This window comes from Pontibacter mangrovi (assembly GCF_006385705.1).
In the GTDB taxonomy this organism is placed as follows: Bacteria; Bacteroidota; Bacteroidia; order Cytophagales; family Hymenobacteraceae; genus Pontibacter; species Pontibacter mangrovi.
In genome coordinates, this window is the sequence record NZ_VFRQ01000007.1 from 184,166 (window position 1) to 201,044 (window position 16,879).

Here is a 16,879-nt window from a genome sequence, read left to right on the forward strand (position 1 = left end):
CTTTAAGTTCTGTATATGAACAACCTATACTTTATTTTACAACCTTTCACTTTTAGCCTATGAGAACAGCTTTACTCCTCTTTGCTTTTTTGTTTGCGTTTTATCAAAGTGGCTTCTGTCAAGCGCTATTGAAAACAAAGCACATTATTGGCAGCACCTTGTCTACACCCGTGGGCGCTGCGATAGACGAAACCGGTATGATTTATATTGCCGACAGCTACCAGGTCAGGGTGCTGAAGCCGGACGGTACTTTTAACCGGGATATACTCACAGACGACGTACCCTTTAGGGGGCGCGCCCGCGCAGTAGCGACAGATGCTGTCGGTAATGTATATGTATGGGACTCTTATAGCTTGATTCTGTACAAGTATGACCGTGAAGGCAACTTGTTACACAAGTTTAAAAACCTCTTAGCCAATGCCTATACCTCCTCTTATGTTGAAGGAATAGCCGTTGCACCGGACGGAAGCATCTACATCACAGACGTTTACAAGCATGTGGTGCGGAAATTTACGAATGAGGGAGAGTTTCTGCTGGATATGAGCTCCCTGAGCACTCCAACCGACGTGGCCGTTGCACAGGACGGAACAGTATATGTGGCAGATACGGGCAACAAACGCATTGCAAAATTTAATGCTGCGGGGCAGCTGCTTGCATCCTTTACAACACCGGGCAATGGAGCCCCTACCTTTGGTCGACCTACGGGCGTTGAGGTTAGCAGCGCTGGAATCATACACGTGGCGGATGCCTCCAATGCAACCGTTTATACTTTCACAGAAGATGGGGCACGCGGTTTAAATGTTACCTTGCCCGGTGTACGCACCGGCGATAACCTGGGCCTGGGACTCGGCAAGGAAGGAAACATATACGTTACAGCAAGCGGTAGCCTGACGGGCGGACTGCAACATGGTAAGGTGTTTAAGTTGTCACCTACCGGTGAGCGGGAGGTGATTTTCGGAGAACTTGCCCCTACAGAAGCCGGCCTAGGTGTGGCCGCTCTAGCAGCCGATAGTGCAGGCCACTACTTGTACGTTGCCAACAGACACACGGGAAAAATTAACCAATACAACAGACAAGGCATCAAGTTAGGAGAGATAGGAAACGGAAACCCGCAGGCTAATTTTGGAATTATTCAGGATATTGTCATTGGCAGTGAAGGCTCTCTGTACGTTTTAGACAGCTCAATCGTGAAGCGGTTAAACCCGTACGGAGGCTTTATCTCCAATTTTGCCCCCATTCCCGGTGCCGTATCTTCTAAAAGGCATAAGCTAACAGGTGGGTTAGACCATTTACTGTATGTGCTGACAGACGGGAAGGTGGCCAAGTACGACCGGAAGGGCAGGCTACTTTCAGTGGTTTCTTTAGCCGGAATCGATACATCATACCCTAAACCTGTTTTTCAGGATATAGCGGTAGATGCCACCGGTAGTCTATACGTTATTATCCACCTCCAAAACCAAAGCTTCCCTACAGAGGCGGTGTATGAGGTAAACAAATACGACTCTAATGGCCAGCTGCTACTACAGTACACTACCCGTGGAAGAAAAATGCTGGAAATTAATATTCCGAAAAGTATAGAAGTAGATAAAACAGGGAATGTGTACGTTGCCGGAAACTCAGTGGAAGTATTTGACACGGAGGGGCACCTGAAAGGGTATTTGCCAGTTTATGCAAACCTGTTATCAGTTAACCCCGAAGGCAACACCGTGCTGACCGCAATGCTTAACGACAGCCAGGCACTTATACTTAAAAACGAAACAGATATTGCAGAGAGTTACATATCGGGCACCATCTTCGTAGACACAAACTTAAATGAGGTACAGGATACCGGAGAAGCTGGCATAAAAGGGATTCCTGTAAGAGTGGAGCCAGGTTCTATTTTCGGCTTCACTGATGCAAACGGGAAGTACAGCGTAGCTGTAGAGCAAGCAGGCACCTACGAGTTAGCACAGGTACTGTCTTCCAGAAAGACACACTCTTACATCGAACAGCTTTCGCCAGAAGGAGCGCTACCACATACAGTAACCATACCAGCAGGAGGCAGTACCGCCGCTGGCGTCAACTTCGCCAACCGCGTCACCCTCACCCCCTACCTCTCCGTCAGCGTCTCCTCCACCCGCCGCCGGCGCTGCTTCGAGAGCACTACAATCGTACACTACGAAAACTCCGGCTTTGCTACGGCAACGGATGCCAAAGTATACCTAAAGCTACCGGCGGAAGTAGCGCTGCTCTCCGCAGACAAGGCTTACACCCGCCTGCCCGACGGCACCTATGAATTTGCCATTGGCGACATGGAGGCCGGCCAAAAAGGCACCATCACTATTACAGATATTGTTACGTGCGGCGATGAGCGCGTGCGCGGCCGCACCGTCTGCACCCGCGCCTGGATCACGCCATCCAACAACCCTCCGGCCAAACCTACTCCTACTGTTAGCATCACGGGCCGCTGCGACGCTGAAACGGGCAGGATCCGCTTCGTGATCCGCAACTCTGGCACAGCCGATATGGAGCAGCACGAGCTGTTCCGTAAGTATGTGGATGGCCAGCTAGCTTCCAAAGAGCAGTTTAAACTGGCCGCCGGCGACAGCATGGTGCTGTGGGTACCTTCCATGGGCTATACCTGGCGGCTGGAGGCGGATCAGCCGGAAGGCAACGGCGACAACACAATGGCCAGTGTAACAGTGGAGGCCTGCACGGATGCCAACGCAGGCACTACCTTCAGTTCCGGCCTTGTAAACCTGATGCCAACAGACGACGAGGAGGCAGAGGTGTCGGAGGAGTGCGTGATGATCACAGACTCGTATGACCCGAACGACAAACTGGTGACGCCGGTAGGCAGAACCTCTGAACATTATACCTCTACCACCGCTGAGCTCAAGTATAAAATCCGCTTCCAGAACACGGGTACAGATGTGGCCTACCGCGTGGTGGTGGTAGACACGCTCTCCGAGCACCTAGACCTAAGCACGCTGCAGGTTGGGGCTGCCTCGCATGCGCACCGCCTGGAGGTGAGCGGCAAAGGCCGGCCCGTGCTTACCTGGACCTTCGATAACATCATGCTGCCCGACAGTAATGCCAACGAGCCGGGCAGCCATGGCTACATCCAGTTCAGCATTAAGCCCAAGGCAGACCTGCCGGAGAAGACCGCCGTGGAGAACTTTGCCGATATTTTCTTCGACTATAATTCCCCTGTGCGCACTAACATTACCGTTAACCGCATCTACGACATGCCACCGGTAGTGGACGAGGCGGTGCGGGTAAACCTGGAAGATGTGCTGGCGAACCCGGTCGTCACGGCTTTTGAGCCTGCTGCGGGCAAGTTCGGCGCAGAGGTCACGATCACGGGCAAGCGCTTTGCCGCCACAGCCTCCGACAACCAAGTATACCTGAACGGAACAGCCGCCACTGTTGTCAGCGCTACGGGTTCTGAGCTGCGCGTGCTGGTGCCGGAAGGCGCATCCACGGGTGCCCTGAAAGTTATCACCCCAGACGCGGGCGTAACGACAACGGAGATGTTTGAAGTATACCAGCCGCCGGTACTCAGTTCATTCAGCCCGGCAGAAGGCATAGCTGGCAGTACAGTAGCGCTGCAGGGACAGTATTTGAATACAAACCAGCTGCCACAAGTATACCTGGGTGACCAGCTTTGCCAGGTGAGCAGCGCTGCATCCGGAGGTCTACAAATTACCGTGCCGGCCGGGGCTACGACAGGCAAGTTTATAGTATACACCGAGGGTGGTAAGGCCGTAAATGAACAAGCCTTTAGAGTATGGCAACAGCCGGAAATCAGTGCCCTGAGCAAACGCACCGATAAAGCAGGCGCTGAGTTAAAAATCTTTGGACGTAACTTTGCCGAGGAAGCTTCCCGAAACAAAGTATACCTGGGGCAAGCGGAGGCCACCATACTGCAAGCCACCGAGAACATGCTGCTGATACGGATACCGGCAGCGCCAGGCGGGCAGATAAAAGTGATGACACCAGGAGGAGAAGCGCAGAGTGAGGACGTTTTTGACCTGATTCCGGCCCCAGTGCTGGTGCAAATGAAGCCAGAGAGCGGAACGGTGGGCTCTGTGGTGGAACTAAGTGGGCAGCAGTTCTTAGCGCTGGGCAGGCAAGACACGGTAAGCTTTAACGGCACCAAAGCCCGCATCCTGAGTGCCAGCCCTGAGCTGCTGAGAGTGCAAGTGCCGCGCGGCGTTAGCACCGGAAAAGTGGAAATACGGGGAGTTGGCGGTGCCGCTATAAGTATAAAGGATTTTGTGGTGCAGGAGCTGGCATTGCCCGAGTCCATTGTTATCTCACCCAACCCCAACAGCGGCAGCTTTACCATCGACCTGCAGCGCGCTGATTTTGACGTGCAGGTACTAGAAGTATACAACAACCTGGGCCAGCTGGTACTAAAGCAAGCCATAGCCGCCCCGCGCCCGGAGGCGCTGCAAGTGCAGCTGCCTACCGCACAGGCGGGCATTTACCAGCTGCGCCTGCACACTGGCCGCGGCATTTACCATTATAAACTGTATGTGCGCTAGCCATAGTATAATAACTATATCGATTGAATAATGCATATGGATTGGCTCCACATTTTAATATCAGCCTAAAACCCACCCTAACCCCTCCGAGGAGGGGAATTTGCCTGCAGGTTGTAAAAAGGACTGCGCACGAACTAACTTTTAATGGTACAAGTATAAAGCAGAAGGGCCGGCAAATTTTGCCGGCCCTTCTGCTTTATACTTGTAATGCTTACGCCATCAACTTTTTCTGCTCCCTCCAGCGCATGCGGTAGGCGTTTATAGCCGTATCGCACAGCTTGCCGATGAGCCTGTAATTTACAAAAGCACCCACCGGCGCGCCCACCAGCGGCAGCATTTGGGCCAGTTTAGCCAGGTCGATGTAGTCGCGGTACTCCTGCTGCAGGCTTCTCCAGTCAAACTGGTTAAGGTCTTCAGGCAAGAGTTCTTTTTGGGTCTCCCAGTCGGCCAGGCGCAGGTATACCTGGCGGCGGTGCTCTTTGGAACTGAACGCCAGCTCAAACACGTGCAACAGGAACACCCGCTCGCGATAGTCCTTCACATCGTACCCGTAAAGCGCCGCAACATCATAGAGCATCTTCAGCTTCAGGCCCAGTAGCAACGGGAAGTCTACCAAACCCAGCAGTATGCCGCCTGCGCCCGTTACACCGCCCTCTGCCGCCGCAGCCTGTTGGTAATACTTGCCCTGTTGCCGCACCTGCGTCTCCCGCTCTTCCAGCGGCGCCTGCACCAAAGGTTGCGGGGCAATGTAATCTGCCCCAAACAGTACGCCCTGTATCATCTGCTTAATAGCCGAAGTCAGCGCCTGGTGCACCTTCTCAGGGATGTAGCTGTTGAGCCTGACCTGGGCCTTGCGAGAAATGTTATCAAACGCCGAGGGTTCACGCAGCATCTCGTGCTGCCACCGCTGCAGCTCGTACAACGCTTGTGCTTCGTAGGGAGTAGGCATGATCTGGCAAGAGCTAAAAGGTTAAAAGTCGGTTCGCTACTCAAGGAATAAAGTATAAAAGCTGGTCCGCGCCAGCTTTTATACTTACTGATTCTCCTGCTCCACAGGCTGCTGAGCAGGCAACTGCTGCTGTTCCTGCTGCTGTTCCTGCGCCTCTTCGGCGGCTTTGCGCTCTGCCTTCTCTTGCTTTCTAAAGAAGCCCCGCAGCAGGAAGTTGCTCTGCAAGGCTTCCATGTTCTCGTCAAACTTCTGGGAACTGGTTTCCAGGTTCTGCATGGTGTTTTGCAGCTGCCGCGCAAAGTTCGGGTCGTTTAGCAGCACGCCTACCGCATTGCTATCGTTGTTGAACTTGCTGCTGGCCTGCTGCAGGTTTTGCGCCATCTCAGAAGCCGACTGCGTGGCTTTCTCCAGCTCCGCCATCGACGTCTCCAGGCTATTGAAGACCGTCGTATCCGTTAAAAGCTCGTTGGCAAGGCTACCCTGCGTGTTTAGCTTGTTGGTGAAACGGCTCAGGTCGCGGGAAGCGCGCACGGCATTTTGGGAGGTGCTCTCCAGGCTGGCCACCATACTTTTAAAATCCTGGGCCAGGGTTGAGTCTTTCAGCAGCGTGCCGATCGTGCCCTCGCCCCGCACCAGCCTGTCACTTATCTCGCTGAAGTTGCCGGTAATCGTAGCCAGGTTCTTGTTGTTCTCCTGCAGCGTCTTCATAATGTCGTCGGTGTTCAGGTTTGCCTCTGAGGCCAGCATGTCGCCGTCCTTCACGGGCTTGGCGGCGGCCGATCCCCCAAAAATCTCAATGATCCTGTTACCGATCAGGCTCTCGGAGCTGATGCGCGCCTTGGAGTTCTGGCGGATATACTTCTGTGACGACTTTTCGATGTTCATCACCACCTGCACCTGCGACTCGCCATAAAAGCCGATCGATTTGACCGTGCCGATCTTCACGCCCGAAAACCACACGTTGTTTCCATCTTTCAGGCCCTCCACATCATCAAAAACAGTACTGACGGTTATGCTTTCTATAAACTTCTTCTGCTGGCCGCCCAGCGTCAGTATACCGATCACAAAGATGATGATGGCGATCAGGACGAAAATCCCGACCATGATGGAGCGCTTATTTTCTGCCGTATTCATTCGTTAATTTACAAAGTTGTAGTCGTAAAACATCTTAACCCGCTCGTCGTCAGAGCTAAACACCTCCTCAAAGGTACCCTCGCGTTTAAACTGCCCATCCAGCAGCATCACCATGCGGTCGCCTACCGAGCGGGCACAGGTCAGGTCGTGGGTAATGATGATGGCGGAGGTGTTAAACCGCTCCTGCACGTCATTTATCAGCGAATTAATCTCTATACAAGTAATCGGGTCGAGGCCCGCCGTTGGCTCATCGTACAGCATGATCTCAGGCTTAAGAATAAGCGTGCGGGCAATACCGATGCGCTTGCGTTGCCCACCCGATAATTCAGAAGGCATTTGGTTGGCCGTTTGCAGCAGTCCCACCGCATCCAGCACAAAGTGGATGGCTTGGTCACGCTCTGCGCGGGTCATACTTTTGGCATGCCGTATCAGCGGAAACTCCAGGTTCTCGTAAACCGTCATACTATCATACAGGGCGCTGTTCTGAAACGAGAACCCCACTTTCAGGCGCAGCTTGTCCAGCTCTTTGGAGTTCAGCTTGTCTACCTCTTTGCCCAGCACCTTCACCATACCCTCGTCCGGGCTCAGCAGTCCGGCTATTATTTTGATGAGCACTGATTTTCCGGTTCCGGACCGGCCCAGCACCACCAGGTTCTCGCCCTGGAACAGGTCCAGGTTCACCCCCTTCAGCACCTCAAAATCATCAAACGCCTTCTTCAGCCCCCTGATTTCAATAACCTTATTCTCCCGGTTTATATTTGGATTTGTCTTCTTTAAACTCATTCCTACATTGCTCTAAACAAGTTGATTACCTGCAGGGCCAACAGCTCCTCTATAAACACGAGGAACATGGCCGTTACCACCGAGGAGTTTGCCGCCTTGCCCACGCCCTCTGTGCCTTTGGAGGAATAATAGCCTTTGTAGCAGCCCACCATGCCAATCGTGAAGCCGAAGATAAAGGTCTTGATGATGGACGAGAAGATATCCAGGAACGAAATGGCCTCGAACACCTGCGTAAAATAGGTCGTGAAGCTGGTCAGTTCGTTTTGGTGCACGTTGAGGTAAGCGCCCAGCAGGCCCACCAGCACGGTATAAATAGAGAGCGCCGGTACCATAAACGTAGTGGCCAGCACCCGCGTCACGACCAGAAAGTTAAACGGGTTGGTGGCCGAAACCTCCATGGCATCTATCTGTTCGGTAACGCGCATAGACCCCAGCTCCGCGCCAATGTTAGACCCCACCCGACCTGCGGCAATAATGGCGGTTACCAGCGGCGCCAGCGCCCGCACAATGGCAATAGAGACCAGCGACGGCAGCCAGGACGCTGCCCCAAACTCAGAAAGCGAAGGCCTGGACTGATTTGTGAAAACTATGCCGATGATGAAACCTGTTAGCGAAATGAGCGGCAGCGACCGCACCCCCACCTCATAGCACTGGCGTATGACCTCCTTTATCTCATAGGGCGGCACAAACACTTCCTTAAAAAAGCGGACATGGAAAAGGTAGATCTTGTGCAGCTCCAGAAAAATCCTGTCGAGCCGACGGGTCGTTACATACCTGCGCCTTCTTTCCGGTTCCGCACTTCTTTGTTTTACTCCCATTAAGTAGTCTTATTCTGGATTTGCAGCAAACTAATCAAGTATAAACTTACACAAAGCTAAATTAAGTATTTTAAATATTGTTCGCTGCTTACGTGTTTACGGTTATTCCTATACGCCTTTTAAAGCAGACAGTGTTCTGATTGTGCCAATTAAAATATTTTACTGCTTTAATATGGGCCAGAAGTTTTGCCTTAAACGAGCCGCATCAGCGCACTAATACTTCCTGCTTCTTCATCCTGAAGTATAAATCTCCGTAAAACAGCAGCAATCGGCTTGACTGATGCACCCGAATTAACTATACTTAAAGACACAAAAATAAAACTATGCCCAAAATACTGATCATTGACGACGAGAAGGCTATCCGGAGCACCCTAAAGGAGATCCTCGAGTTCGAAAACTATACTGTAGATGAGGCCGAAGACGGCGAAAAGGGGCTGCAGCTGCTTGGCAAAACCAAGTATGATGCTGTGCTCTGCGACATAAAAATGCCCGGCATGGACGGCATTGAAGTACTGGAGAAGGCACAGGAAACCAACCCTGACTCACCCTTCATCATGATCTCGGCTCACGGCACCATCGATACGGCCGTGGAGGCTACCAAAAAAGGCGCCTACGATTTTCTGCAGAAGCCACCGGACCTCAACCGCCTGCTGGTTACCGTGCGCAACGCCCTCGACAAATCGAACCTGGTTACGGAGACGAAGATCCTGAAGAAGAAAATCTCTAAGACCTACGAAATGGTCGGCTCCTCTCCTGCCCTTACCCGCGTAAAGCAGGCCATAGAGAAAGTGGCTCCGACCGATGCCCGCGTGCTGATTACCGGCCCTAACGGCTCGGGCAAGGAATTGGTGGCGCGTGCCATACACGAACACAGCAACCGTAGCGGCGGGCCTTTGGTGGAGGTAAACTGCGCCGCCATCCCAAGTGAGCTGATCGAGAGCGAGCTATTTGGCCATGAAAAGGGTTCGTTCACGTCGGCGGTAAAGCAACGCATTGGCAAGTTTGAGCAGGCCAACGGCGGCACCCTGTTTTTGGATGAGGTGGGCGACATGAGCCTGTCGGCGCAGGCGAAGGTGCTGCGGGCACTGCAGGAGCACAAGATCACACGCGTAGGCGGTGACAAGGACATTCAAGTGGATGTTCGCGTGGTGGCGGCAACCAACAAAAACCTGCTGGAGGAGATTGAGCACAAGAACTTCCGCGAGGACTTGTACCACCGCCTCGGCGTAATCCTGATCCATGTGCCGCCGCTCAACGACCGCCGCGAGGATATTCCGGACCTGGTGCAGAAGTTTCTGAATGACATAGCCAATGATTACGGCAACAAGCCCAAGTCTATTACACCGGAGGCACTGGAATACCTGAAAGGCCTGGACTGGCGCGGCAATGTGCGGGAGTTGCGCAACGTGGTGGAGCGCCTAGTTATCATGAGCGGATCTGAAATCACAGCCGAGGATGCCAAAGCCTATGCACGTCCGGTAGTGGCTTAAGCTTCAAACAGATTTATTCATCAGAAGGAGCCCTGGCAAATTTTGCCGGGGCTTTTTTATACTTACTCCTCAAGGTTTTTTTCTAGAACATGATGGCGCAGTTCATCCAAGGCGTTGTAAACCCATTTCTGAGAGCTAGGCTCGATAGCTCAAAACTCGCGTTTTGGCTAGCCCAGAGGAGGGGAATTTAACCTCACTCCTGCCCTCTCCTAAGAACAGGAGAAGGAGTTCATTTCTAGCTACGTCAGCGGTAATTATCGAATCTAATCCCACCCTTTGGGTAGGGGAAGGGCCTCCCGCCCTTGGAGGGCACCAAAGCCAGAAGTGAAACAGTAGCCTTTGCAAGACAGAGGATGAACAGGAGCTGGAAAGGTTAGCCAGGATCCAGTTAAAAAAGCGGCAAAAAAGGCATAAGCGGACGCTTGCCCCAAAATTAGTGTTTGTTTAGATATACAGGTTGACACTGCGAAATACGTCGGGGTCTTTAACTTGCGCCATGAAATTCCCAAAAACTACTTCCGCTTAAGCATGCAGCACTGTTTATACTTTTTGCCACTGCCACAGGGACATGGTTCATTTCGGCCGATGCGCTTGCCGTAAGGATTAAGCAGCTGCTTGAAATTGATCCGGAAACGGCGCTTTGGATTTTGGTCGAACACCTGGGTTAGCAGCTTGTACAGCTCAGGGTGTTTTTCAGCTAGCTGGTCTGGCTTTTCGAAGAAATACTCTGTCACGACGGCAAAGAACTCGGCCTCGCTGGTAGCGCCGTATACATCAATGTCGGACTTTCCCTGCCTTATCTTTTTGATCTTGCGGTACATGAGCTCCTGCCAGGGCTGTACCAGTTCTTCCGGCAAATAGGCTGCGGGCGTCCCGTCAATTTCGCCGTCTGCCTGGTCCAGCATGTGCGCGAACTCATGTATGCCTACGTTCTTGCGGTCAGCCATGTCGTTAAAGCCTCGCTCCAGGGCAGGCTTGGACAGGGTAACATAGTGGTCGTTCTGAAACGGGTTCACGCGGCCCAACACTTCACTGACGGCTTCGCTCTTTTCGTCCTTATACTTTTTTATACTTCCCGGAAACACCAGCACCTCGCCCAGGTGGCGGTACTCCCAATCGCGGAAGCCGAAGATGGGAATGATGGCGCTGGAAGCCACCAGCACCTTCGTCAGGTCATCTACCTCCACATCGATCCCCGTAATGCGCTTTTCCGACAGAAAGAGCTGCAGCATTTTCTCGAAGCGCCGCTTTTCTTCCTCTGTTTTCAAAGTATGGTAAAAGCCCACACGGTCCTGCAGGATCTTACGCCATGCTGCCGGAAATTCTGCATGCAGCACCTGCCTGCGGTGACGCTTCTGCCGGGTAGCCCAGCGATAGAAAAAATAGGCTACTAGGGCCACAAAAAGTATAAAGGCAAGATATCCCATGGGCAGGTTAAACGGAAGAATACAGAAAAAGACTAACTCACCAGCAGGTTACAGCCCCGGATATCAGAATTATCGAACCGGCCCAGCACTTCAAAACTACCCTCGGGGTGCAGGCGGCCAATGTCTTTTGTTTCGATAAAGGCACAGGAGTCAACGTTTGCAAGGTCTATAACATTGATGCCACCGCTGTTTATTTTTCCGCTCATGTCAAAGGGGTCGTTCAGGTCGCGGAGCAGGATGCGCATGGTATAGCCGGGCCAGAAAACACCCTCGCCCTGCGAGTAGCCTTGCGAGAGCAGTTCCGTCATGCCATACTCAGAGTGTATAGCTGGCACGCCGAAGCCACGTTTCAGCTGTGCGTGCAGCTCCTCGCGTATCATCTCACGCCTGCGGCCTTTCATGCCTCCCGTTTCCATCACCGTTACACCCGTAAAGTCTTCCTTCCCCTGCAGTTCCTCGGCCAGGTCCAGCAAGGCATACGACACGCCCATCAGCAGTACTTTTTTGCCCCTGCCCCGGGCCTGCCGAAGCGCCTGCAGCAAACCTGTGTGGTTGCGCAGGAAAAACCCCTCCTCCGGCTGCGCGGTTTTTTTGATAAAATGATCGACCATGGCCACCAAAGACGAACCGCCCTGCTCCAGGTAAGATGGCAGCAGCGCCAGCACCACATACTCCTGCAGCGGGCCGTAAAAATGCTCGAAAATGCGCTCCGACACCTGGTGGTACAACCTAAGGCTGGACACAAAATGGCGGCTACGCGCCTGCTTGGTGGTGCCGCTGCTATAAAAGGTAGCCTCTGGCTCAAAATCTCCTGTCTTCACCTCCTGCTCTTTAAAGAACTCGATGGGTAAGAAAGGTATCTGCTGCAGCGACTTTACTTCCTCTGTTTTGATGCGTAGGTTCTGCACGTATTCCTTGTACACGGTGTTGTGCTGCGCCTGGAAACGGAACAGCGCCAATGCCGTAGAAGTAAAGTCGAAGGACTCCTGCTGGGTAAGTACGCTGAGGTGGTGGGTTTTAAGATCCATTTGAATACAACAATTGCTATATTTCCTGCGTTTGATTTAGTAAATTTAGCTTCATTTTCTGATACGCTACATGAAAAACCTGCTAAAGTACGCCGCCGGTGCCTTTATACTTGCTCTAGCCCTGAGCAGTTGCCGCGAAGAGCCTAATTACAGTGATGTGCCTGCCATCACCTTCGACCGTATTGAGCAGTATACTTACACAGCAAATAAAATAACCCGCGACACCCTCATCATTGCCGTTGATTTTCAGGACGGCGACGGGAACCTGGGCCTCGACCGCATTGGCCCGGACGGCACACAGAGCGGCCCCGATTTTGAACCTCCGTTTAACCCCGGCTCGCAGTACTTCTATAATTTCTTCGCCATTCCGCAGGTCAAGCGCGGCAACACCTATACTTCCTTACCAGAAATAAACGGCCGCTTCCCAAAGCTCTCAATGGATGGCAAGCCAGAGCCGCTGGAAGGTGAAATCCGCTACACGATTACCAGCTTCTCGACGGATGCATACCCATTTGCAGACACCATACGCTTTGAAGTGTACATCTACGACCGTGATCTAAACAAGAGCAATGTGGTGTATACCGATGATATCGTGTTGTATCAGGGGTTATAATCCAAAGTATAACTCTCTATACCTATTTTGCAGATGAACGGAATAGGGTTCCGTTTAGCAGGTAGTTGGCGGTAATTTGAATGAAAAACATACTTATAAAAATACTGGCTGTATTTTTCATCTCCTTCATAGTTTCTTGTTCGACTAATAGGGAGCTAATACAAAAAGAGAAAACAGACTTTGGGACAGTAAAATATTATGTGGAAACTGGCTTGAAAGACAACCGACATCAAAAGCGGATTGTAGCAAAAGTTGACAACGCAATCTACTATAGTTTTTATTCGGCTGAGATTGTAAAACACACAAACCAGAACAAGGAATTAATCTATAGATTATTCTATGGAGAAATCCCCGAGGAACTAAATGACCCAAAATACTTTCAAAAACTAACCAAACTCGACTCAGTAGTATTGTCAGGTTCAGACAGAGTTTTGGACTCGTTGAAATGGAAGAATTTTAAAAGCTGGAATGGTGCATCAGCGTTCGAGATAGAAGTGAACTATTATCACGTATTCCCAAAAAATGAGAAAATTAAACCATATTAATTGAATAAAAACTACCGCCAATACGAGCTTCACGGTAGCTGCGCCACCGCAAAGGCTATTCCGTTAGTCAGGATAGAAAAAATGGTAAACTTTAGATTTGGCCTTTATCTAATAGTTGTAGCAGTTCTACAGTTCATTACTATTCTACTCTATGGTTATACAAAGGAAGGTGGAGATATAAATGCTGCATCTATGTATCCAGTAGCTTACCTGTTATCTGCTGTAGTTTATAGTTTCTTCAGCGGCTTGCTCTTCATCAATATAAGTGAGCCAAAAAAATTTGGTGGACGCCTCCTTCTATTACTTGTACCAGCTCTACTTGCAGTTGTTCTAAACGTAGCGACGAGTACATTAGGTAAAGGCTTGTACTATGTGATTATAGCAGCTGCTTTGCTTATCAATGGAGTATACTATTATATAGTACAGAAGTACAGAAGCACCACCTCCACCGACAAAACTTAAACCACACCAAGCATGATCAAAGTAGTTAGGCTTTTAGCTGTGTTCTCTTTGTTCTTTTCATGCAAGGAAAGTATGGAGAGTAGAGATAATACCTATCAATACTACTCCATTAAGGCAACTCCAAATTCAGAATTAGTTTTAAGGCCAAGTTTAGTGAAGACAGCAGCTTTAACTACTATGACTATGAAATAGCCAAAGGGAAAAGCACAGTTTTCACGCTCACCTATGCCCAAGGCGACAGCACCTATACAGACGGCGGTGTGGAAGAATTGATAGTTTTTGAGGTGGATAGCTCAACTACTGATTTTGTCATAGTAGACGCAGATTTCATCCACCACCGGGGACTGTACCAAAAATCATGCTTCTGCGTTGATGCCCAGTATAACAAGGCAATAAGAATAAATTCAGGGAAGGTATTGGGAAGAAAAATAAATCAGAACACCTGGTTACTTCAGGCTAATGTAAGTATGTTAGATTTCAAGGATACGGCCACCGTTAACCAGGAAAAGATCCTGACTATAAATTAACCTTCACTTTTTCCATACTTCTCTTTGCCTTCTTTGCAGATAGCACCAATGCCACAAACCTGAGACACAAGAAATAAAAACTCCCCGGCAACTGCAGCTGCCGGGGAGTTTTTGTTTTAGAAGTATACTTTATACTTAGTAGATCTTAGGATAAGCCATAGGATCAGCCTCGTGCATCATTTCATAGATGGTTTCAAACACATCTTCGGGGTTTGGCTTCGAGAAATAGTCGCCGTCTGAAGAGTAGGCCGGGCGGTGCGGCTGCGCCGACAGGCACTGCGGTTTAGAGTCCAGCCATCTCCAGGCTCCCTGCTCGTCCACCACCTGCTGCATCATGTAGGCCGAAGCACCTCCGGGGACATCTTCATCGGTAAACAGCACCCGATTCGTCTTGCGGATCGAGTCGGCGATCATGTGGTCTATGTCGAAAGGCAGCAGCGTTTGCACGTCTATCACCTCTACCGAGATGCCAAACTCCTCCAGCTGCTTTGCGGCCTCCAGCACAATGCGGCACATAGAGCCGTAAGTAACCACTGTCAGGTCTGTACCTTCTCTGATGATCTCCGGCTTGCCAAGCGGCACCGTAAATTCACCGATATTATTTGGAATGCGTTCTTTCAGGCGATAGCCGTTCAGGCACTCAATCACAAGGGCAGGCTCATCGGACTTTAATAGCGTGTTGTAAAAACCAGCCGCTTGCGTCATGTCGCGCGGCACCAACACGTGCATGCCCCGGATACTGCTCAGAATCATACCTATCGGGGAGCCGGAGTGCCAGATGCCCTCCAGGCGGTGACCACGCGTGCGCACAATAAGGGGCGCTTTCTGCCCGCCTTTGGTACGGTACTGCAAACAAGCCAGGTCGTCAGACAGGATCTGGATGGCATACAGCAGGTAATCGAGGTACTGGATTTCTGTGATCGGGCGAAGGCCGCGCAGCGCAGCGCCTATACCCTGCCCAATGATCGTACATTCGCGGATGCCGGTATCCGTAACGCGCAGTTCGCCGTGCTTCTCCTGCAGGCCGGCAAAAGCCTGGTTCACGTCGCCAATAAAACCAACGTCCTCGCCTATGGCAAATACACGCGGGTCGCGGGCAAGCATGGCATCGAAGCAGGCCTGCAACACCTCGCGGCCATCCACCACCGGCGAGCTTTCGTCAAACTCAGGCTTTACCTCCTCTACCAACAGCGCCGCCTCATCCGACTGGCTGTACAAGTATGAATTATAGCGATCTGCGTTTTCGCCCATGCTCTGCTCCAGCCAGCCAATCAGCTCGCGCTTTGCCGGATTTTGCTCATCGCGCACATAGCGAAGCGCTTTACGTACGGCCCTAACAGCATCGCTGCGGATAGGGTTAACCGTTTTGCGCAGTTCCTCGGCAATGGTGGCCACTTCCGTGATATGCACACTGGCTTTGGCTAGTTCATCCAGCAGGCGCAGCGCCTCGTCATGGTCAGCTTTAATGGCAGTGGCAAACTCGCTCCAGGCATTGCTGCGGGCAGCTTTCACCGCGTCCCTGGCCTCTGACTCTATCTGGTCGAGCTCTTCGGCTGTGGCAATGCCGCTCTCCAGCACCCATTCGCGCATTTTCTTCAAGCAGTCATACTCGGCCTCCCACTCCAAACGCTCCTTGGATTTGTAGCGCTCATGAGAGCCTGAGGTGGAGTGGCCTTGCGGCTGCGTCATCTCCTCTACGTGCACCAATACCGGCACATGCTGCTCGCGGCACACGCGCACGGCAGCCTCGTAGGTTTCGCACAGGGCGGCATAGTCCCAGCCTTTCACTTTAAATATTTCATAGCCCTGCTCCCCTTCCGCGTTACGCTGGAAACCGGCCAGTATTTCCGAAATGCTTCCTTTGGTGGTTTGATACTCGGCGGGCACGGAGATACCGTAGGCGTCATCCCATACCGACACCAGCATGGGCACCTGCAAAACGCCCGCCGCATTAATGGCCTCAAAGAACATCCCTTCTGAGGTGGAGGCGTTGCCGATGGTGCCAAAAGCCACCTCGTTGCCGTTCACGGTAAATTTCTGCATCCCCTTCAGGGCAGGGTTCTGGCGGTACAGTTTGGAGGCGTAGGCCAGGCCCACCAGGCGCGGCATCTGGGCAGCGGTAGGAGAAATATCGGCGCTGGAGTTTTTCTGCTCCATCAGGTTCTTCCAATGGCCTTCGTCGTCAAGCGAGCGCGTGCCGAAGTGGCCGTTCATGGCGCGGCCTGCCGTGGAGGGCTCAGCCTCTACGTCAGTATGCGCGTATAACTGGGCAAAGTACTGCTGCAGCGTCAGCTCCCCGATGGCAAACATAAAGGTCTGGTCGCGGTAGTAGCCTGAGCGGAAGTCTCCGTTCTGGAAGAACTTTGCCATGGCCAGCTGTGCCACTTCCTTCCCGTCACCGAAGATCCCGAACTTGGCTTTCCCCATGAACACCTCTTTGCGGCCTGCCAGGCTGGCCTGGCGGCTTTCCCAGGCAATGCGGTAGTCATTTAGTATTTCTTCGGAAGTTAATCTCTGTGTTATAGATGCTTCAGCGGTCTGCATGTTGTCTTTATTAAACCTAAAGAGTTTTTC

General features: G+C 51.7%; 13 protein-coding genes. 6 read left to right on the forward strand and 7 right to left on the reverse strand.

Going from position 1 to position 16,879, the window contains the following annotated elements:
- Positions 1-128 precede the first annotated feature (128 nt).
- A complete protein-coding gene (locus tag FJM65_RS14310; protein ID WP_181163728.1) occupies positions 129-4,529 on the forward strand; it encodes a DUF7619 domain-containing protein in 4,401 nt (1,466 codons plus the stop codon).
- Between the two features lie 211 nt (positions 4,530-4,740).
- On the opposite strand, the gene FJM65_RS14315 is transcribed toward FJM65_RS14310, so the two are convergent.
- The 4 genes from FJM65_RS14315 to FJM65_RS14330 form a co-directional block, all read right to left on the reverse strand.
- Complete coding sequence (locus FJM65_RS14315) at positions 4,741-5,478, reverse strand: EcsC family protein (RefSeq protein ID WP_140622228.1); 738 nt, start codon at positions 5,476-5,478, stop codon at positions 4,741-4,743.
- A gap of 84 nt (positions 5,479-5,562) precedes the next feature.
- Positions 5,563-6,612, reverse strand: coding sequence for an MlaD family protein (locus FJM65_RS14320; protein WP_140622229.1), 1,050 nt, complete (start codon positions 6,610-6,612; stop codon positions 5,563-5,565).
- Positions 6,613-6,615: 3 nt separating this feature from the next.
- Positions 6,616-7,395, reverse strand: a complete 780-nt coding sequence (locus FJM65_RS14325; protein ID WP_140622230.1) for an ABC transporter ATP-binding protein — start codon at positions 7,393-7,395, stop codon at positions 6,616-6,618.
- A gap of 2 nt (positions 7,396-7,397) precedes the next feature.
- The gene (locus tag FJM65_RS14330; RefSeq protein ID WP_140622231.1) at positions 7,398-8,213 is read right to left on the reverse strand and encodes an MlaE family ABC transporter permease; all 816 of its coding nucleotides are present in this window, start codon (positions 8,211-8,213) and stop codon (positions 7,398-7,400) included.
- 323 nt (positions 8,214-8,536) lie between these two features.
- Here FJM65_RS14330 and FJM65_RS14335 point away from each other — a divergent pair, with 323 nt between their 5' ends.
- On the forward strand, positions 8,537-9,703 hold the full coding sequence (locus FJM65_RS14335) for a sigma-54-dependent transcriptional regulator (RefSeq protein WP_140622232.1): 1,167 nt from the start codon (positions 8,537-8,539) through the stop codon (positions 9,701-9,703).
- A 512-nt stretch (positions 9,704-10,215) separates the two neighbouring features.
- Here FJM65_RS14335 and FJM65_RS14340 read toward each other — a convergent pair.
- Both FJM65_RS14340 and FJM65_RS14345 read right to left on the reverse strand, forming a co-directional pair.
- Entirely contained in the window at positions 10,216-11,130 is a 915-nt protein-coding gene (locus FJM65_RS14340; RefSeq protein WP_140622233.1) for a zinc-dependent peptidase, read from the reverse strand.
- A 32-nt stretch (positions 11,131-11,162) separates the two neighbouring features.
- The gene (locus tag FJM65_RS14345; protein ID WP_140622234.1) at positions 11,163-12,158 is read right to left on the reverse strand and encodes an acyl-CoA synthetase family protein; all 996 of its coding nucleotides are present in this window, start codon (positions 12,156-12,158) and stop codon (positions 11,163-11,165) included.
- Between the two features lie 70 nt (positions 12,159-12,228).
- Between FJM65_RS14345 and FJM65_RS14350 the strand changes: the two genes are divergently transcribed.
- The 4 genes from FJM65_RS14350 (at position 12,229) to FJM65_RS14370 (ending at position 14,305) form a co-directional block, all read left to right on the forward strand.
- Positions 12,229-12,771: a hypothetical protein gene (locus FJM65_RS14350; RefSeq protein WP_140622235.1), complete on the forward strand. Its 543-nt coding sequence runs from the start codon at positions 12,229-12,231 to the stop codon at positions 12,769-12,771.
- Positions 12,772-12,851: 80 nt separating this feature from the next.
- Positions 12,852-13,316, forward strand: a complete 465-nt coding sequence (locus FJM65_RS14355; RefSeq protein WP_140622236.1) for a hypothetical protein — start codon at positions 12,852-12,854, stop codon at positions 13,314-13,316.
- A complete protein-coding gene (locus FJM65_RS14360) occupies positions 13,317-13,778 on the forward strand; it encodes a hypothetical protein (RefSeq protein WP_140622237.1) in 462 nt (153 codons plus the stop codon).
- A 260-nt stretch (positions 13,779-14,038) separates the two neighbouring features.
- Entirely contained in the window at positions 14,039-14,305 is a 267-nt protein-coding gene (locus FJM65_RS14370) for a hypothetical protein (RefSeq protein ID WP_140622239.1), read from the forward strand.
- Between the two features lie 135 nt (positions 14,306-14,440).
- Here FJM65_RS14370 and FJM65_RS14375 read toward each other — a convergent pair whose 3' ends face one another.
- Positions 14,441-16,849, reverse strand: a complete 2,409-nt coding sequence (locus FJM65_RS14375) for an alpha-ketoacid dehydrogenase subunit alpha/beta (RefSeq protein WP_140622240.1) — start codon at positions 16,847-16,849, stop codon at positions 14,441-14,443.
- Between the last annotated feature and the right edge of the window lie 30 nt (positions 16,850-16,879).